This is a genomic window from Mycolicibacterium frederiksbergense (genome assembly GCF_012223425.1).
Classification (GTDB): domain Bacteria; phylum Actinomycetota; class Actinomycetes; order Mycobacteriales; family Mycobacteriaceae; genus Mycobacterium; species Mycobacterium frederiksbergense.
Map to the genome: position 1 here is coordinate 3,459,098 of NZ_CP038799.1, position 17,487 is coordinate 3,476,584.

The window sequence follows — 17,487 nt, forward strand, 5'->3', positions numbered from 1 at the left end:
GCTCCCTAATCAGAGGGGTTGGAGGGTGGGGGCGATGCGGTCGATGCGGTCGGTGAGTTCGTGCACCGCGTCGTCGAAGGCGGCAGGCAGAGCTGTCCGTGCGGGATCGCGGACCGACCAGTGCATGCGGGTGAGCTCGGGCGGCAACTCTTCGTGCGCGTTGTCGCACACCGCGATCACGAGATCCGACGGAGTCAGAATGTCGTCGAGATGGCGGGGTTTGGTCGGACGCAGGTCGAGGTTGTTGCGCCGTGCCGCGTCCACGGCGCCGGGGTGTACCTGCCGGGCCGGTTGGGTGCCGGCCGAGGTGGCGGGCACCGGGCTGTGCCGGTTCCAGATGGCCGCGGCCAGTTGGCTGCGAGCCGAGTTCTGGGTGCAGACGAAGACCACGCGATGTGCCCGTCGGCTCACCGCCGGAACCAGGGTCTCCAGCGCGGCGTGATTGAGCCTGAGATAGATGCGCCGGCGGTCGGCCTCCGAACGGGACCTCTCGACGACGCGAGCTCGCTCCAGCACCTTCAGGTGGTGGGCCAGCAGGTTGGAGGGCATCGACAGCATCGCCTGCAGTTCCGACGGTGAAGCGTCGGCGCCGAGCAGGTGATCGACGATGGCCAGTCGCACCGGATCGGCGAGGGCGCCGAACACCGCGACCCGGTCGGTGCTTCCGGCATTCACCTCAGTAGACATTGACTCAATATTTACTGAGTCAATTCGCTGATGTCAACGCCGCTGGCGCGTTCTTCCCGGTCGGCCCTTGTCGGTTCATCTCTCGTTCACCATCCGTAGGGCATCGATTCACGGGTGGCCCCTAGGTTCACAGCCGAGCGACGAAAGATCTGCTCGACGCGACATGCGTTTCCTCCCTACACATCCGTATTTGAAGGAGCTTCGTGAAGGCCAATCGATCTGGTGCCGCGCTGAGCATGTTGGCCGCCGGCACCCTGCTGCTGTCCGCATGTGGAAGCGACAACAACTCGGGCAGCACCGCCACCAGCGGCTCGGATTCCGGTACGTCGTCGGCGTCCGCGGACTGCGGCGGCAAGAACTCGATCACCGCCGAGGGTTCGACCGCGCAGCAGAACGCTGTCGCACTGTTCAACCAGGTGTGGGGCCAGAAGTGCCAGGGCAAGAACCTCTCGTACAACCCCACCGGCTCGGGTGCGGGCCGTGAGCAGTTCGTCGCGGGCAACGTGGATTTCGCAGGCTCCGACTCGGCGATCAAGGAAGATCAGGCGCAGCAGGCCGCCGAGCGTTGTGGTGGCAACCCGGCCTGGAACCTGCCGCTGGTCTTCGGTCCCATCGCGATGGCCTACAACATCGAGGGCGTCGACGGCCTGGTGCTCAACGGTGACACCCTGGCCAAGATCTTCCAGGGCCAGATCACCACGTGGAACGACCCGGCCATCGCCGCGCTGAACGAGGGCAAGACCCTGCCCGACACCGACATCACCCCGATCTTCCGTTCCGATTCCTCGGGCACCACCGACAACTTCCAGAAGTACCTGGACGCCGCCTCGGCCGGCGCGTGGACCAAGGGCGACGGCAGCGAGTTCCAGGGCGGCGCGGGCGAGGGTGCGCAGAAGTCCGCGGGCGTGGCGCAGGCCGTGCAGGCCACCCCGGGCTCCATCGGCTACGTGGAGAAGGGCTTCGCCGATCAGGCAGGCATTCCCTACGCGCAGATCGACAACGGCGGCGGCGCGGTCGAACTGACCGACGAGTCCGCCGGTAAGGCCATCGACGCCGCCAAGTTCGCCGCCGAGGGCAATGACCTGACGCTGGATCTGGCCTCGCTGTACGGCACGCAGGAGCCCGGCGCCTACCCGCTGGTGCTGGCCACCTACGAGGTCGTCTGCTCGGACGGATACGACGCCGAGACCGCCGCGGCCGTCAAGTCGTTCCTGACCGTCGCCGCCAATGACGGGCAGGCCGGACTGTCCTCGGCCGGCTACGTGCCGCTGCCGGAGAAGTTCAAGGAGCGTCTGCTGACCTCCATCGAGGCCATCGGGCCGGCTTCCTAGTCCACTGGCGTAGCGGCTAAATCGAGGCGAGGATGGGTGCGGAGACCGCATGACGTATCAAGGTATCGAGAAGGGTTCAGACGGTAGTTCCGTGACTATTCCGAATCCAGCAGACTCGGGGTCGGGTGGGGCCCTTGCCGCACCCTTCCCCGAGCCCACTCCGATCTCGACGGACCCGTCGAAGAACTCGAAGATGCGGCCTGGCGACCGCATCTTCAGCGGGCTCGCCACCGGCTCGGGCGTCCTGGTCATCGCGATCATCGCCGCGATCGGCATCTTCCTGCTGTGGCGGGCGATCCCGGCGCTGACCCGCAATCAGGAGAACTTCTTCCTCTTCGGCGGCAACTGGATCACCACCGACACGTCGGCGATGTCGTTCGGCATCCTGGACCTGCTGCAGGTCACGGTGTTCGTCTCGGTGTTCGCCCTGCTGCTGGCGATGCCGGTGGCCCTCGGTATCGCGATCTACCTGACCAACTATGCGCACAAGCGGGTCAAGGGCCCGCTGGCCTACCTGGTCGACCTTTTGGCCGCGGTGCCGTCGATCATCTACGGCGTATGGGGTCTGTACGTCCTCGCCCCGGCCATCAAACCGGTGGCGGTGTGGCTCAACGAGAACATGAGCTGGCTGTTCCTGTTCTCCACGGGCAACGCGTCGGTGGCCGGCGGTGGCACGATCTTCACCGCGGGCATCGTGCTCGCGGTGATGATCCTGCCGATCATCACCGCCGTCACCCGTGAGGTGTTCGTCCAGACACCGCGCGGCCAGATCGAGGCCGCGCTGGCGCTGGGCGCCACCCGCTGGGAGGTCGTGCGCACGACGGTGCTGCCGTTCGGCATGTCGGGCTACATCAGCGGCGCCATGCTCGGCTTGGGCCGCGCCCTCGGTGAGACCATCGCCCTGCTGATCATCCTGCGCGGCACCCAGACCGCGTTCGGTTGGTCGCTGTTCGACGGTGGCTTCACCTTCGCCAGCAAGATCGCCTCGGCCGCTTCGGAATTCAACGACCAGTACAAGGCCGGTGCCTATATCGCGGCAGGCCTGGTGCTGTTCATCCTCACGTTCGTGGTGAACTCGCTGGCCCGTGCCGCGGTTTCCGGAAAGGACCGGTCCGCCTCATGACCGCAACGCTGGATCAACCGATCAAGGCCCCCACCTTCCAGGGCGTCAGTGGCAGAAGGAAGTTCACCGACAATCTCGCCACGGTGCTCGTCACCGCGTCGGTGGTCGTGGCGATCGTCCCGCTGGTGTGGGTGCTCTACACCGTGGTCTCCAAGGGCATCGGTGTGGTGCTGTCGAGCACCTGGTGGATGAACTCGCAGGCAGGTATGACGGCCTTCCAGCCCGGTGGCGGTGCTTACCACGCCATCGTCGGCTCGCTGCTGCAAGCCCTGGTCTGTGCGGTCATCTCCATCCCGATCGGCATCTTCGTCGCCATCTATCTGGTGGAGTACGGCGGCGGAACCCGACTGGGCAAGGTGACCACCTTCATGGTCGACATCCTCACCGGCGTGCCCTCCATCGTGGCGGCCCTGTTCATCTATGCGCTGTGGGTGGCGACGCTGGGCTTCCAGCGTTCCGGCCTGGCGGTGTCACTCGCCTTGGTGCTCTTGATGATTCCGGTCATCGTGCGCGCCACCGAGGAGATGCTCCGCATCGTGCCGATGGACCTGCGCGAGGCGAGTTACGCACTCGGGGTGCCGAAATGGAAGACCATCTCGGCCATCGTGGTGCCCACCGCGCTGTCGGGCATCGTCACCGGCATCCTGCTGTCGCTGGCCCGCGTCATGGGCGAGACGGCGCCGCTGTTGATCCTGGTGGGCTACGCCCAGGCCATGAACTTCGACATGTTCAGCGGCTTCATGGGTTCGCTGCCCGGCATGATGTTCGATCAGACTTCGGCGGGCGCCGGCGCCAACCCGGTTCCGACCGACCGGCTGTGGGGCGCTGCGCTCACTCTCGTGGTCCTCATCGCGCTGCTCAATGTCGGCGCGCGGTTCATCGCCAAGTTCTTCGCCCCCAAGAAGGTTTAGGAGTTATCTGACATGGCCAAGCGGCTGGATCTCAAAGACGTCAACATCTACTACGGTGCGTTCCACGCCGTGCAGAACGTGTCGCTGTCGGTCGAACCGCGCAGCGTGACGGCGTTCATCGGCCCGTCGGGCTGCGGCAAGTCCACCGTGCTGCGCACGCTGAACCGCATGCACGAGGTCATCCCCGGCGCGTACGTCAAGGGCTCGGTGCTGCTGGACGGCGACGACATCTACGGCGCCGGCGTCGACCCGGTGGGTGTGCGCAAGACCATCGGCATGGTGTTCCAGCGTCCGAACCCGTTCCCCACCATGTCGATCCGCGACAACGTGGTGGCCGGTCTGAAGCTGCAGGGCGTCCGCAACAAGAAGACCCTCGATGAGACCACCGAGCGTTCGCTCAAGGGCGCCAACCTGTGGAACGAGGTCAAGGACCGCCTCGACAAGCCCGGTGGTGGCCTCTCCGGCGGTCAGCAGCAGCGTCTGTGCATCGCCCGCGCCATCGCGGTGCAGCCCGATGTGCTGCTGATGGATGAGCCGTGTTCGGCGCTGGATCCGATCTCCACGCTGGCGATCGAGGACCTGATCTCGACGCTGAAGCAGGATTTCACCATCGTCATCGTCACGCACAACATGCAGCAGGCCGCCCGGGTCAGCGATCAGACGGCGTTCTTCAACCTCGAGGCCACCGGCAAGCCCGGCCAGCTCATCGAGATCGACGACACCGAGAAGATCTTCTCCAACCCCACCCAGAAGGCCACCGAGGACTACATCTCCGGCCGCTTCGGCTAGGGGACCAGCACCACCCTGGTGCCGGACGGCTCGGCGGTGGTCCAGGCGTCGGTGACCTCGGCCAGCGGGCGGGTTCGCGTGCGCAACTCGATGGCGCCGGTGGCGACCATGTCGAAGAGCCGCGGCAGGGCGTCGGTGCGTATCCGCGCCAGCACCTCCGGGGGCACACTGCCGATACCGACACCCGACATGGTGATGCCGGTGCCGCGCAGGATGGCGGCCGGCAACTCGATATCGGGTCCGGCCATCGATCCGATCTGCACGAACCGGGTGTGGTGGTGGTGCGCGGCCGGGTGGCCGGCGGCCAGCGCGGTGAGGGTCTTCGCGGCCGGCTCGCCCCAGAGGTAGTCCAGCACCACGTCGAACGGTCGCTCGGTATGCAGTGTGCTGATCTGCTCGCTCACACCGGCGTCGCCGAGGTTGAGGGCCTCGTCGGCGCCGACGGTGCGTAGCCACTGCAGCCGGCTCTCGTCGCGGCCGGTGACGACCACGCGCCCGGCGCCGAACACCGACCTGGCCAGCTGCACGGCCATCGATCCGGTGACGCCGGTCGCCCCAAGAACCAGCACGCTCTGTCCGGGTTGCAGGCCGGCGGCGAACTCCAGTGCGGCCCAGGCCGATATGCCGGGATTCGGTACGGCGGCAGCGGTCACGAGATCCACGCCCTCCGGCAGCTCGACGAATCCGTGGGCGCTGATCAGCGTGCGCTCGGCCATCATGCCGTAGGGCGCCACCGCGCCGGTGTACACCCGGCGGCCGTCGTCGAGCCGGGCCACGCCGTCCGCTCCGGGGATCGCGGGAAGCGTGAGTTCGCCACTGGCGTAATGCTTCCCGCTGATGAGCGCCTTGGTGAGGTTGGTCAGTGCGCAGGCTTCGACCGTCGCTGCGACGGTACCGTCACCGGGCCGCGGGTCGGCGAAGTCGGTGTAGGTGGGTGACTGGCCCCATTCGGTGACGACCGCTGCCTTCATGATCTGCTCCCATGGTTTCCATGAATATGGTTTCTATGGAAACAATGTACGGCGCGAGCCCGGGGATGGCAATATGGTTTCGGTGAAAACCAAATTGGCGCTGATCGACGCGATCAACACGCTGATCGGCGTGGTCGGGGACAAGTTCGATGCCGACGAGGACGGCGACCCGGAGCGCGATTTCATCGCCCAGCGTTGCCCGAAACGGCTGGAGGGGACCGTTCGCGGACTGCCGACACTGTCGATGCACCTGCTCGGCGCCATCGCGGACGGGCCGATGAGCCTGGTCGGGCTGGCCGGCAAATCCGGCCAGCTCAAGGGAACGGTGTCCAAGCATGTGCAGCGCCTGGTCGAGGCCGGTCTGGTGGTGCGCGCGCCGGTGCCCGGCAACCGCAAAGAGATCCAACTGGAGCTCACCGCGGACGGGGCGCTGGTCAGCGCCGCGCACCGGGAGATGCACGCCGAGATGGACCTGGGCCTGCGTGAATTCCTGCAGCGCTACAGCAACGCCGACCTGAAGGTACTGGAAACGGTGCTACGGGACCTGCTGGCCGCCCGCAAGGAGGGAGTGCGGATCGTGGCGGCCGAGAGCTGACGTCAGCGCGGCTCGTCGAACGTCGTGTCCTCCGGGAACGATCCGGTGGCGGTGAAGATCACCCGGCGGGCTACTTCGACGGCGTGGTCGGCGAAGCGCTCGTAGAAGCGACTCAGCAACGTCACATCGACGGCGGCGGTGACGCCGTACTTCCAGTCCTTGTCCATCAGCACCGAGAACAGGTGGCGATGCAGATCGTCCATCGCATCGTCTTCCTCGCGGATCCGGGAGGCCTTCTCCGGGTCCAGGGTCTCCAGCACCTCTTGCGCGCTACGGCTCAATTCGACTGCAACCCGGCCCATTTCGGCGAAGTACCCGTTGACCTCCTCGGGCAGGGCGTGCTGGGGATGGCGGCGGCGGGCGATCTTGGCGACGTGCAGGGCGAGCGCGCCCATCCGGTCCACATCGGCAACGATCTGGATCCCGCTGACGATCGCGCGCAGATCTCCGGCAACCGGTCCCTGCAGGGCCAGCAGCATGAAAGCGGCTTCCTCGGCGCGGACGCTGATCTCGCTGATGCGGTCGTGGTCGGAGATGACCTGTTCGGCCAGTGCCAGATCCGCCTGCAGCAACGACTGGGTCGCACGTTCCATGGCCACGCCGGCCAGGCCGCACATCTCGCCGAGCTGAACGGTCAAGGAAGACAGCTGTTCTTGATACGCAGTACGCATGGGATTACCTTACGGTTGCCGGGCCCGAAGGTCACGATGCCACAGATGAACGAAAGGTGAATGCCCATCGCGCGGGTGGGATCGAACTATTCGCAGGTTGTGTCGGCCGCGTTGGTGACGGTGAGATCTTCGGGGAGTTCGGTGGTCGGCGCACTGCTGGTTCCGCGCACCATGTGCACCTGCACCGGCGATCCGCTCGGCGAGGGCGGGGTCACGGAGCTGAAATCGGAGCCGAGCACCACCCGCACCACGTCGCCCATCCCCGTCACCCGTTCGATGGTGGCGTTGTCGAACGACGAGGCCACGGTCGCGGCGGCCTGCTCGTTGCCCGGCGAGAAGAACACCGTCGTCGAGCTCAGCGGGCCGGGGTAGTCATCGGGGGTGTCGATGTTGAATCCGTGTTGCTGCAACACATCGGCGGCATTGCTGGCCAGTCCGGATTCGCCGGTCGAGTTCGACACCCGCACCGTGACCGCACCGGGATCGGTGGCCACCGCGTCGACCAACTCGCCGTCCGGATCCGCCGATGACGGTGAGTGGCTGCCGGTTTCGGAGGACTCGGGCACCGGGGTGTTGTCCGCGTTGCGTTCCTCGGGCAGCGGATCGTCGTTGATGATCGCCTCGAACAGCGCGGCCATATCGTCGACGCGGGGCTGCTCGTTGCCGTAGTCGTCGGCGTAGCCGGTGGTGGGCACCGTGACAAAGGTGATCCGTCCGGCGTTCACACCCTGCACGGACTGGCCGAGGTCGACGAGATCCTTCGTTCTGATGTTGTCGACGAAACTGTCCTCGATGAACATGTTGACGACGTTGTTGAGCTTGCTGAGGCTGAAGAACACCTCTTTGGAGATCAGGGAGCGCAACAGCGAGGACAGAAAGAGCTGCTGGCGCTTGATGCGGCCGTAATCGCCGTTGACCTCGGTGGTCACCTGGCGGGCGCGCACGTAGTTCAGCGCGGTGTGTCCGTCGACCATCTGCCGGCCCGGGTTGGCCAGCACGGTGCCCAGTTCGTAGTCCTCCAGCGGGGTGGTGCTGCACACCTCGACGCCGCCGAGCGCGTCGACCATCTTGGCGAAGCCGGTGAAGTCGACGGCCATGAAGCGGTTGACCGACAGGCCGGAGAGCTTCTGGATCACCTTCACCAGGCACTTGGGTCCGCCGACGGCGTAGGCGGAATTCAGCTTGGTCTCGGTCCAGGCCTCGTCCATGCCGTACATCGGAGATTCTTCGTCGGTGATCGGTCCGTAGATCCCGGTCTCGGGATCCCACGGTTCGCACTTGATCGGCGTGATCGCCAGATCTCGCGGGAACGACACGGCGACAACACGTTTGCGGTCAGCCGGAATGTTGACCAGCATGATGGTGTCCGACCGGGCGCCTGCCGCGTCATCGGTGGTGCCCGCGCCGACCTCACTGTTCTGGCCGATGCGGGTGTCGGTGCCGACGATCAGGAAGTTCTCGTCGCCGAACTGGGCGTTGGGGTCGACGATATCGCGCGAATTGGGGTCCAGCGCGGACACCTGGTTGAGGCTGTTGTTCTTCATCGACTGCCATTGCCAGGCGCCGCCGGTGAGCGCCAGCGCACACACCGCGATCAGGGCGGCGGCCACCCGGCCGAGGGTGCGGGCCCGGTGATGCTGCACCGGCGCCGGGCGCGAGGTGTGCAGGGGCCGCGGCGGCCGGACCGCCGCCAGGTCGGGCAGTTCGGCGGCGTAGGCCGAGGGCACGTGCATGACCTCGGTGACGGGTTCGGTCGGGTCGCGCCGGAGCGGGTCATCGGACGGGGCCGGCTCGAAGATCACGGCGTCGATCGGTTCGACCGGGTCGGTGATCTCGGCGGCACTCTCGGGGGCGGGTGTCTCGTCGTCCTCGTCGGGGTCCGCCCGGCGCCGTTTACGGCCGGTGCCGGTGGGCTGGTCGGCCGCCAGTTTGGCGATCAGGTCGGCGACGGTCACGCCGTCGGTGTGGTTACCGGTCGCGGTATCCGGCGGAACCGACTGCTGGGCGCGTTCCCACGGCGTGGCGCCTGGTGCCGATCGCGGGGATCGGGTAAGCCATTGATTGTCCGCCCCGGGCGCGCGGTCGGGCCGGTCAGGAGTGGCGTTATCGCCGTCACTCATGTCCTACCGGCCTTCGGCTCGTGGGGTCGTGCGCGCCGTTGCACACGTTCTCATCGGTGCTTAATGAAAAGCTGCTGCTAATCCTTTTAGCAGCACTGCACGTGGCTCCGCCACCGGAGCCCGGTCAGGTGGCCTTTCATCGTACTGAGACAACCTGAGAGTCGGACAGCGCGCTGACGTGACGGAGCGGTCTCGGGATCATCTCGCCAGAGTCAGCCGCCGGAGTTCATCACATCCGCGCCGGTGGGCACCGTCAGGTCATCGGGATCATCGAGCCAACCCTGGGGCAGGCTGACCGATCCGGGGGAGCCCTGGCGGCCGCGCGGCCCGCCCGCGACCTCCGGGAACGGCACATCCGCGTCGAGTGCACCGAGCAGTTCGTCGAGCTCACTCATGGTCTTGACCAGTGCCAATGCCCGACGCAGGTCGGCGCCGGCGGGGAAGCCGTGCATGTACCAGGCGACATGCTTGCGGATGTCGCGCATGCCCTTGTCCTCACCGAAGTGGGCGGCGAGCAACTCGCCGTGGCGACGCACGATATGGGCGACCTCGCCGAGCGTCGGTGGGGTCGCGATCGGGCGCCCGTTGAAGGCCGCCGACAGTTCGGCGAACAGCCATGGCCGGCCCAGGCAGCCGCGGCCGATGACGACTCCGTCACACCCGGTCTGTTCCATCATCGCCAGGGCGTCGGTGGCGTCGAAGATATCGCCGTTGCCGAGCACCGGGATGGTGGTCACGTGCTGCTTGAGCGCGGCGATCTGGCTCCAGTCGGCGGTCCCCGAGTACCGCTGTGCGGCGGTGCGGGCGTGCAGCGCCACGGCCGCCGCGCCCTCGGACTCGGCGATGCGGCCGGCGTCCAGGTGGGTGTGGTGGTCGTCGTCGATGCCGATCCGGAACTTCACCGTCACCGGGACATCGGTGCCCTGTGTCGCCCGTACCGCGGCCGCGACGATCTTGCCGAACAGCTTGCGCTTGTAGGGGATCGCCGACCCGCCGCCGCGCTTGGTGACCTTGGGGACGGGGCAGCCGAAGTTCATGTCGATGTGGTCGGCCAGATTCTCCTCGACGATCATCTTGGCCGCCGCGTAGGTGGTGTCCGGGTCCACGGTGTAGAGCTGCAGCGACCGCGGCGACTCGTCGGGCGCGAAGGTCGTCATGTGCATGGTGACCGGGTGCCGCTCGACGAGGGCACGCGCGGTGACCATCTCGCAGACGTAGAGACCGCTGACGGTGCCGGCCCGGGCCACCTCGAGTTCACGGCACAGCGTCCGGAACGCGACATTTGTCACACCCGCCATCGGCGCCAGCACGACCGGGCTGCGCAACGCGAGCGGCCCGATCTGTAAGCCAGACCGGGCCGTTTCGCTGGGTGCTGGGGCTAGGAGGCTGCCGATGATGTCACCAACAGGTTCTTCATGGCCTTCTTCTCGGCGACCTTGCGCTCGCGCTCCAGGCGGCGCTCCTTGGCCACTTCGAACTTCACGCAGGTGTCCTCGAGCTCCTTGACCAGCTCGCCGAGGTCGTCACGCAGCCGGGCGCCCTCGCCGGTGAAGTCCTCACGTTCGAAGATGCGCCATTTCTTGAGCACCGGCATCACGACGTCCTCGAGGTGGATGCGCGGGTCGTACACACCGCCGACGGCGATGGTGACGGCCTTGCGGCGGAACTCGGGCACGGTGTACCCGGGCATCTTGAAGTTGCGCAGCACCCGGTGCAGCGACTTCATCGCCTGGTTGGGCACCATGTCCAGACCGGCGGCGCTGACGTCGCGGTAGAAGATCATGTGCAGGTTCTCGTCGGCGGAGATTCGGCCCAGCAACTGATCGGCGATGGTCTCTTCACAGGCCTTGCCGGTGTTGCGGTGCGAGACGCGGGTGGCCAATTCCTGGAAGGTCACGTAGACCACGGAGTCGAACAGGGTGGACGCGAACAGGTCGCCCTGCTGGTTCTGGCCGGGGGAGAAGCCGCGGGTGACCTGCTCGACGCGCAGCTCTTCGAGTTCGACGGGGTCGATGGCGCGGGTGACCAGCAGGTAGTCGCGCAGCGCGATCCCGTGCCGGTTCTCCTCGGCGGTCCAGCGGTTCACCCACCAGCCCCACGGGCCGTCCATGGTGAAGTTCATCGCGATCTCGCGGTGATAGGAGGGCAGATTGTCCTCGGTCAGCAGGTTCTGCACCATCGCGGTCTGGGCGACCTCGGAGAGCTTGGACTGCTCAGGGTGCCAGTCCTGCCCGCCGAGGGCGTAGAAATTCTTGCCGTCCGACCACGGGATGTAGTCGTGCGGATTCCAGTCCTTGCGCATGGCGAGGTGCCGGTTGATGTTCTTCTCGACGACAGGCTCGAGCTCGCGCAGCAATTGCACGTCGGGTAGGTCTTGCGACACGTTCACTCCCAGTTATCTGTACCTGTTGGTAGCACTCAATATATCTGTGCCCACCAGTGACATCAAGTTACGCCGCCTGTGCGTCTGGTAACGGTTCCACATCGACCCGCGGCGTCCCGCTGGCAAAGGCTCAGCGCACGGTAGCGCGACTGAGCAGCATGTCGGTGCAGTAGTCGACGAATTGCTCGCGGGTGGCGGTCAGGCGGCCGTTCAGATAGGCGGTGAACAACGCCGTCAGAGCTCCGACGAGGCCGGTCGCGACCATTGCCTGCAAAGCCGGGTCGGTGATCTCGGTGAGCTTGTGCTGCAGCAGCGCGATGAAGTTGGGCATCCATTCCGCGCCGGACTTGGTGAGCACCGGTTCGCGCTCGGGGGCCAGCAGCAGGACCCGGCCGCGGCTCGGATCGTCGACCATCAGCGCCACGAACGCCTCGACGGCGTCACGGGGCGTCTGCGAGGACAGCAGGGCCTTCATCGCGGTGCTGCAGACATCGTCGTAGACGGCGCGCACGAATTCGTCGCGGTCGGTGAAGCTCTCGTAGAAATACCGCTCGGTGAGGCGCGCTTCGCGGCAGGCCGCGCGCACCGTCAGCGCCGGGCCGGCCGCTCCCCCGAGCAGGGTCACCCCGGCGGCGATGAGTTCACCGCGCCGCAGTGTCTGGCGATCCTGCAGGGGAACGCCGGACCATCGACCACGTCGTTGACCGGACGGCACATCACTCCTAAGCTGCGTAGTGACAACGAGTGTAGTCAGAATTGATCTGACCGGGACGGGAAGTTCGCCAGTGACTCAAGATACGTCCGAGACGTGCCCGGTGACCAGCGCATCGGCCGAGGTGGCGGCGGGCTGCCCAGTCAGTTCCGGCGGCTATGACGCCCCCGCGATGCCGCTCGGGCCGGACTCGCTGACCTGGAGATATTTCGGCCAGTGGACGGGCCTGTTCCAGGGCACCTGGGCCGGGTCGATGCAGAACATGCACCCACAGCTCGGCGCGGCGGTCGAGGAACACTCCATCTTCTTCATCGAGCGGATCCCGCGGCTGCTGCGCTCGATCTACCCGATCGGTGGTGTGGTCTTCGACGGGGACCGCGCACCCAAGACCGGCGCCGAGGTGCGCGACTATCACATCGGCATCAAGGGTGTGGACAAGCAGGGGCGCCGCTACAGCGCGTTGAATCCCGACGTCTTCTACTGGGCGCACGCCACGTTCTTCAAGTCCACCCTGTTGGCCGCCGAGAAGTTCGGCGGCGGGATCTCGCTGGCCGACAAGCGTCAGCTGTTCGACGAGCACGTCAGCTGGTACCGGATGTACGGGATGAGCATGCGGCCGGTGCCGAACTCCTGGGAGGAGTTCGAGCAGTACTGGGATCACATGTGCCGCAACGTGTTGGAGAACAACTATGCCGCGCGCGAGGTCATGGACCTCTCGACCATGCCCAAACACCCTTCCCTGCAATGGATTCCGGACCCGCTGTGGGCGCTCAACCTGAAGGTCATGCAGCGATTCCTGACCTTCATGACCGTCGCCCTCTACGACCAGCCGGTGCGTGACCTGATGGGGTACACGTGGACGCCGCGCCAGCAGTTCTTGCACGACCGGCTCTGCAGCATCATCACCGTGGCGACCAAGGTGCTGCCCAGGCGCGCACTGATGCATCCGCGCAAGCGTTCCGCGGTGGACCGGGCCGCGGGCCGGTTGCCCGCGGACTCCCCGCTGGTCGAGACCCCGGCGCGCAACCTGCCGCCCATCGAGTACCGGGACAGCCCGAACTTCTACTGCCCCAAGGTCGGCTAGCGCTGCCGTTGCGCGCATCGCGCCGCGAGATTGCGGTTGTCGTGGTGTCTTCTCGAACTTCTGCGCGATAACCGCAACTTCGCGGCGAGGTCGCGTGCTGCGGTGCCTTGCGGGCTGCAACGCCGGGCTACCGTAGGGCCCATGCAGGGGCCCGACATACTCGGCGGCCGCTACGAACTGCGGGGGATGCTCGGCCGCGGCGGTATGGCGGAAGTCCACGACGGCTGGGACACCCGACTCGGTCGCGCCGTCGCGATCAAGCTGATGTACCCGGCGCTGGCCGCGCAGCCCGAGAACCGCCGCCGCTTCGAGGTCGAGGCCCGCGCGGCGGCGCGGCTCAGCCACCCGCACATCGTCGCGGTGCACGACAGCGGTGAGCACGATGGCACGCCGTACATCGTCATGGAGCGCCTGAGCGGGCGCACCGTCGCCGACACGATCGCGCAGGGACCGATGTCCCTGCCACAGCTCCGCGCACTGCTCGACGATGTGCTCTCCGCACTGTCGGCGGCGCACGCCGCCGGTGTCCTGCACCGCGATATCAAGCCGGCGAACATCTTGCTGACCGACGACGGTGTGCCCAAGGTCGCCGATTTCGGCATCGCGAAGAGCCCGGAATCCAGCCACACCATGACCGGTCTGGTGATCGGTACGTTGGGCTATCTCAGCCCGGAGCGACTCGCCGGGCAACCTGCGACGACCGCCGACGATCTGTACGCGGTCGGAGTGCTGGCCTTCGAGGCGCTCACTGGACGCGTCCCCGGCCCGCAGGACAACCTGGCCGCGCTGCGACCGGACATCGACCCGGGGCTGGCATCGGTCGTGCAGCGCGCCACCGCGGCGGACCCGCGGGCCCGGTTCGCCGGTGCCGACCAGATGCGGGCCGCCCTGACTGCGGCGCGGCCCCAGACGCTGTTCCTGGACCAGCCGCTGCCCGATCCGGCGACCGCGTACGTGCCGGTGCCGGCGCCGCGCAGCAACCGCCGAAAGCTGATGGGTATCGCCGGTGCGCTGCTGGCCGTGCTGGTGCTCGTCATCGCCTTCGTGGTGGACACCGCCTCCCGTTCCGGCACGCCCACCCCGGTGACGACCACCACGCAGCCGCCCATCACGACCACCGCGGTACCGGCGCCCACGCCCACCGCCACGACCACACCGGTGGACCAGCAGCAGCCGGCCCCGACGCGGGGACGCGGCAACAGTGAGGAGAAGAGGGGCGAGAACGGCAAGGGCCCGAAGCCCAAGCGCGGTGAGGACGGATGAGGCGCCCTGTGGTGCCCCCACCAGGGCTCGAACCTGGGACCTGCGGATTAAAAGTCCGTAGCTCTACCAACTGAGCTATAGGGGCGTGGTGCAAAAGGATACTGGGCGGCCCTCCCGGACGGATGGGGGTATCCGGTTTGGGAATTCGCAGGGCCGTGTCCTAAGCTATCGAAGCTTCCAACGTCACCGGCGTTGAGAGCGGCCCGAAGAAATTCGGATAGGCCCCCATCGTTTAGCGGCCTAGGACGCCGCCCTTTCACGGCGGTAGCACGGGTTCGAATCCCGTTGGGGGTACGGCGCGACGGTGGTGACACACCGGAGCGAAGCAGTAAAGAGCAAGGCCCTGTGGCGCAGTTGGTTAGCGCGCCGCCCTGTCACGGCGGAGGTCGCGGGTTCGAGTCCCGTCAGGGTCGCCATTTCGGCGAGGTTTTCCGGTCGCAAGGCCGGAGCCTTCCGGCCAGGTAGCTCAGTTGGTACGAGCGTCCGCCTGAAAAGCGGAAGGTCGCCGGTTCGATCCCGGCCCTGGCCACCACGATTTCTCACGGCAGCGTTGCGCCCACCTCCACCTTGGCGACAAACGGCGATGTCATGGCCCGCACGAGTGCGCTGTAGCCGACACCGAAGTCGATCTCGTCGCCGACCACGGCCTCATGATCTCCGAGATCGACCACCAGATGATCGCTGCTCATTCCCAGGATCGTGATGCCCGGGGGAGGCCGCAGACCGTCGGGGTCCACGTCCTGGCGACCGAGAGCCAGGATCGCCTGATGCACGTTCCCGCTGCCGGTGCGTGCCGGAGCCGCCCCGAACGCCGCCTGGGCGCGGTCCCCCCAGGGCTGCGCCGGTTTCATGGCGATTTCGATGATCTCGGCGGTCAGGGTGAAGATGTCGGTGTGCAGGCCGGGGATCGGGGTCCGGTCCAGCGGATCGACACCGAGCAGGATGGCTTCGCCGAGTCGGAGCTCGTCGATCCGGCCGACGTCACGGGTGTGTAGAGCCCAATTCAGGTTCGCCGAGTTGCCCCCGGACACGACGCCGAGCGAGATCCCGTGCCGTGCCTCGATATCGTCGGCGAGCCGGGTCAGGACGCCCATGTTCCGGTCATCGGGGACCACCCCGTTCTGGCAGGCGAGGTTGGCCCCGAGCCCGGCCAGGCGCAACGAGGAGTGGCCGAGGACGGCGCGCACCGCCTCGGGCACGTCGTCGAGCGAGATGCCCTCACGAAGGTCGCCCAGTTCGACCACCAGCACCACGGCGTGCATCCGCTTCTGTTCGGCCGCGGCCTGATCGAGCGCCGCCAGGACGACGGCCTCGGTGTTCAGGCTGATGTCGGCGACCCCGACCACCGATGCCACCTGGCTGAGCATGGGTGAGCGGATCAACGTGCGCAGCGGCCATCGGTCGAGGCCGGCCAGCCGGGCCAGGTTCTCCACCCGGGAGTCACCCAGGCCGCCGGCCCCGCCGCGCAGCATCGCCGCACCGACTGCCGGGGAACCCAGCACGGCCTTGGTGACCCCGGTGACCCGGATGCCCGATACCTGGAGCAGATCGACGAGGGTCCGGGTGTTCTGCTCGACCTTGTCGAGATCGGTCTCGATGCGAAGCGTCACACGGGGGTGATCGCCGCGAGCGCGGGCAGGCCGGCCAGCACCATATCGACCAGATCGGACGCGGGGCGCGTCAGGGGATCGGTGACGGGCAGTCCGAGCTGCGAATGATGTTCGGAGATCGCGGTATTCAGCTCGTCCTCGGTCATCTGCTCGTGGTTGATCGTGACCCCGATGACGCGGGTGTCGGCGAACGCCTCGATCAGTGCGATCTCGCTCGCCGCGGTCGGCATCGCCACCATCGGGAAGTCGCCGAGCACCGCGCGCTTGGGCGCGTGCTGCACGATCACCGCGGCGGGGCGGCTGCCACGCAGGATATGCGCCGATGTCAGGTACGCGGGGTGGCTGAGCGCGCCCTGGCCCTCGACCACGATCACGTCCGGGTCTTCGCCCTCGAACGCGGCGACCACCTGGTGTTCGACCTCGCCCGAGCAGAACTGGGGGACCAGCGCATCGAGTGCGACGCCGTACTTGCCGCCCTGGATCAGGGTGGTCTGACCGGTGCCGACCATGACCGCCTTGATGCCGTGCGCATTGAGCGCCTGGACCAGCAGGGTGGCGGTGGTGCGCTTGCCGATCGCCCCGTCCGTGCCGAGGATCGCGATCCGGGGGCAGGAGACGTCGAAGATCCGGCCGGAGAACAGGTGCAGATCGCGCTTGGCTTTCGGCCGGCGCACGTCGGTGATGGTGATACCGGCGATCACGGCTGCCGCCGCGAACTCGGGATCGTCGTTGAGGAACTCGTGCAGGCCGTTGATGATGTGCATGCCGCGGGCGATACCGTCGAGCAGCACGATCCGTTGCCTGCCGGACATCAGGCCGTCGGCGGGTGCCAACCCACAGATCAGGTAGTCCGGCACGCGTCCGGCGTGCGCGATGGACTCGGCGAGTGAGGCCAGCACCGGGATGCCGTTCGCCGTGCCGTCGAGGAGTTTTCCGGCATCCGCACCGGCCCGCAGGCTGTCGATGACGCTGAGGATCTCGTATCTCTCCGAGTGCCGGACCAGTCCGTTGGCGGTCTTGCCGTCCTGCTCGCCGAACTGTCCCTCGCAGTAGACGATGGCCGTCGAACCCCCGGGCAGTGCGAAGGGCGGTGCGGGGAGGGCGCGTTCGCGCTGTTCGGAGGCATGAAGAGATGAGGTGTCACTGGTACGCGAAGACATGAGATCCTCTGAGAAGTCCCAGAGAAGGCGACGCAATCGAGGCGGGGCGTTCTAGCCCGACGTTCAACGAAGTGGTC

General features: G+C 66.9%; 16 protein-coding genes and 4 tRNA genes. 10 read left to right on the forward strand and 10 right to left on the reverse strand.

Translation table 11 applies throughout. From position 1 onward, the window contains the following. Nucleotides 1–9 precede the first annotated feature (9 nt). Nucleotides 10–687, reverse strand: a complete 678-nt coding sequence (locus tag EXE63_RS19755; RefSeq protein ID WP_168143324.1) for an arsenate reductase/protein-tyrosine-phosphatase family protein — start codon at nt 685–687, stop codon at nt 10–12. Nucleotides 688–923: 236 nt separating this feature from the next. Here EXE63_RS19755 and pstS point away from each other — a divergent pair, with 236 nt between their 5' ends. The 4 genes from pstS to pstB are packed head-to-tail and all read left to right on the forward strand — an operon-like array spanning nt 924 to nt 4,841. Next, nucleotides 924–2,018, forward strand: coding sequence for a phosphate ABC transporter substrate-binding protein PstS (gene pstS / locus EXE63_RS19760; RefSeq protein ID WP_168145665.1), 1,095 nt, complete (start codon nt 924–926; stop codon nt 2,016–2,018). Between the two features lie 49 nt (nt 2,019–2,067). Continuing rightward, nucleotides 2,068–3,141, forward strand: a complete 1,074-nt coding sequence (gene pstC / locus EXE63_RS19765; RefSeq protein WP_168143325.1) for a phosphate ABC transporter permease subunit PstC — start codon at nt 2,068–2,070, stop codon at nt 3,139–3,141. Next, nucleotides 3,138–4,052, forward strand: a complete 915-nt coding sequence (pstA, locus tag EXE63_RS19770; RefSeq protein ID WP_168143326.1) for a phosphate ABC transporter permease PstA — start codon at nt 3,138–3,140, stop codon at nt 4,050–4,052. Before pstC ends, pstA begins: the two co-directional genes overlap by 4 nt. A 12-nt stretch (nt 4,053–4,064) precedes the next feature. Continuing rightward, nucleotides 4,065–4,841 (forward strand): phosphate ABC transporter ATP-binding protein PstB, encoded by a 777-nt coding sequence (gene pstB / locus EXE63_RS19775; RefSeq protein ID WP_168143327.1) that lies wholly within the window; start codon nt 4,065–4,067, stop codon nt 4,839–4,841. On the opposite strand, the gene EXE63_RS19780 is transcribed toward pstB, so the two are convergent. Further along, nucleotides 4,838–5,812 (reverse strand): quinone oxidoreductase family protein, encoded by a 975-nt coding sequence (locus EXE63_RS19780; RefSeq protein WP_168143328.1) that lies wholly within the window; start codon nt 5,810–5,812, stop codon nt 4,838–4,840. The genes pstB and EXE63_RS19780 overlap by 4 nt on opposite strands. Nucleotides 5,813–5,894: 82 nt before the next feature. Between EXE63_RS19780 and EXE63_RS19785 the strand changes: the two genes are divergently transcribed. Next, nucleotides 5,895–6,407 carry a MarR family winged helix-turn-helix transcriptional regulator gene (locus EXE63_RS19785; protein ID WP_168143329.1) on the forward strand — a complete coding sequence of 171 codons (513 nt, stop codon included), beginning with the start codon at nt 5,895–5,897 and terminating at the stop codon, nt 6,405–6,407. Between the two features lie 2 nt (nt 6,408–6,409). Here EXE63_RS19785 and phoU read toward each other — a convergent pair whose 3' ends face one another. The 5 genes from phoU to EXE63_RS19810 form a co-directional block, all read right to left on the reverse strand. Continuing rightward, the gene (gene phoU / locus EXE63_RS19790; RefSeq protein WP_168143330.1) at nt 6,410–7,078 is read right to left on the reverse strand and encodes a phosphate signaling complex protein PhoU; all 669 of its coding nucleotides are present in this window, start codon (nt 7,076–7,078) and stop codon (nt 6,410–6,412) included. An 86-nt stretch (nt 7,079–7,164) separates the two neighbouring features. Next, a complete protein-coding gene (locus EXE63_RS19795; protein WP_168143331.1) occupies nt 7,165–9,198 on the reverse strand; it encodes an LCP family protein in 2,034 nt (677 codons plus the stop codon). Nucleotides 9,199–9,410: 212 nt separating this feature from the next. Continuing rightward, on the reverse strand, nt 9,411–10,496 hold the full coding sequence (gene dusB / locus EXE63_RS19800; protein WP_234904189.1) for a tRNA dihydrouridine synthase DusB: 1,086 nt from the start codon (nt 10,494–10,496) through the stop codon (nt 9,411–9,413). 80 nt (nt 10,497–10,576) lie between these two features. Beyond that, nucleotides 10,577–11,581, reverse strand: coding sequence for an acyl-ACP desaturase (locus EXE63_RS19805; protein WP_168143333.1), 1,005 nt, complete (start codon nt 11,579–11,581; stop codon nt 10,577–10,579). Between the two features lie 130 nt (nt 11,582–11,711). Continuing rightward, nucleotides 11,712–12,296 (reverse strand): TetR/AcrR family transcriptional regulator, encoded by a 585-nt coding sequence (locus EXE63_RS19810; RefSeq protein WP_168143334.1) that lies wholly within the window; start codon nt 12,294–12,296, stop codon nt 11,712–11,714. A gap of 70 nt (nt 12,297–12,366) precedes the next feature. On the opposite strand from EXE63_RS19810, the gene EXE63_RS19815 reads away from it, so the two are divergent. After that, nucleotides 12,367–13,377 (forward strand): oxygenase MpaB family protein, encoded by a 1,011-nt coding sequence (locus EXE63_RS19815; protein ID WP_168143335.1) that lies wholly within the window; start codon nt 12,367–12,369, stop codon nt 13,375–13,377. Between the two features lie 141 nt (nt 13,378–13,518). After that, nucleotides 13,519–14,640: a serine/threonine-protein kinase gene (locus tag EXE63_RS19820; RefSeq protein WP_168143336.1), complete on the forward strand. Its 1,122-nt coding sequence runs from the start codon at nt 13,519–13,521 to the stop codon at nt 14,638–14,640. Nucleotides 14,641–14,649: 9 nt separating this feature from the next. Here EXE63_RS19820 and EXE63_RS19825 read toward each other — a convergent pair. After that, nucleotides 14,650–14,725, reverse strand: a tRNA-Lys gene (locus EXE63_RS19825). 136 nt (nt 14,726–14,861) lie between these two features. Here EXE63_RS19825 and EXE63_RS19830 point away from each other — a divergent pair. The 3 genes from EXE63_RS19830 to EXE63_RS19840 all read left to right on the forward strand — a co-directional run bounded on the left by EXE63_RS19830 (nt 14,862) and on the right by EXE63_RS19840 (nt 15,172). Then, a tRNA-Glu gene (locus EXE63_RS19830) sits at nt 14,862–14,934 on the forward strand. 45 nt (nt 14,935–14,979) lie between these two features. Then, nucleotides 14,980–15,056: transfer RNA gene (locus EXE63_RS19835), tRNA-Asp, on the forward strand. A 39-nt stretch (nt 15,057–15,095) separates the two neighbouring features. Further along, nucleotides 15,096–15,172, forward strand: a tRNA-Phe gene (locus EXE63_RS19840). Nucleotides 15,173–15,179: 7 nt separating this feature from the next. Here the strand turns inward: EXE63_RS19840 and EXE63_RS19845 are convergent. Both EXE63_RS19845 and EXE63_RS19850 read right to left on the reverse strand, forming a co-directional pair. Next, complete coding sequence (locus EXE63_RS19845) at nt 15,180–16,250, reverse strand: alanine/ornithine racemase family PLP-dependent enzyme (RefSeq protein ID WP_168143337.1); 1,071 nt, start codon at nt 16,248–16,250, stop codon at nt 15,180–15,182. Then, nucleotides 16,247–17,410 carry an N-acetyltransferase DgcN family protein gene (locus EXE63_RS19850; protein WP_168143338.1) on the reverse strand — a complete coding sequence of 388 codons (1,164 nt, stop codon included), beginning with the start codon at nt 17,408–17,410 and terminating at the stop codon, nt 16,247–16,249. Before EXE63_RS19850 ends, EXE63_RS19845 begins: the two co-directional genes overlap by 4 nt. Nucleotides 17,411–17,487 lie beyond the last annotated feature (77 nt).

Bases quoted from the DNA above. Each gene is read 5' to 3' on its own strand.
- EXE63_RS19755 (WP_168143324.1), bottom strand. From the start codon at position 687: ATGTCTACTGAGGTGAATGCCGGAAGCACCGACCGGGTCGCGGTGTTC.
- pstB (WP_168143327.1), top strand. From the start codon at position 4,065: ATGGCCAAGCGGCTGGATCTCAAAGACGTCAACATCTACTACGGTGCG.
- dusB (WP_234904189.1), bottom strand. From the start codon at position 10,496: ATGGCGGGTGTGACAAATGTCGCGTTCCGGACGCTGTGCCGTGAACTC.
- phoU (WP_168143330.1), bottom strand. From the start codon at position 7,078: ATGCGTACTGCGTATCAAGAACAGCTGTCTTCCTTGACCGTTCAGCTC.
- EXE63_RS19795 (WP_168143331.1), bottom strand. From the start codon at position 9,198: ATGAGTGACGGCGATAACGCCACTCCTGACCGGCCCGACCGCGCGCCC.
- pstA (WP_168143326.1), top strand. From the start codon at position 3,138: ATGACCGCAACGCTGGATCAACCGATCAAGGCCCCCACCTTCCAGGGC.
- EXE63_RS19780 (WP_168143328.1), bottom strand. From the start codon at position 5,812: ATGAAGGCAGCGGTCGTCACCGAATGGGGCCAGTCACCCACCTACACC.
- pstC (WP_168143325.1), top strand. From the start codon at position 2,068: ATGACGTATCAAGGTATCGAGAAGGGTTCAGACGGTAGTTCCGTGACT.
- EXE63_RS19820 (WP_168143336.1), top strand. From the start codon at position 13,519: ATGCAGGGGCCCGACATACTCGGCGGCCGCTACGAACTGCGGGGGATG.
- pstS (WP_168145665.1), top strand. From the start codon at position 924: ATGTTGGCCGCCGGCACCCTGCTGCTGTCCGCATGTGGAAGCGACAAC.
- EXE63_RS19850 (WP_168143338.1), bottom strand. From the start codon at position 17,410: ATGTCTTCGCGTACCAGTGACACCTCATCTCTTCATGCCTCCGAACAG.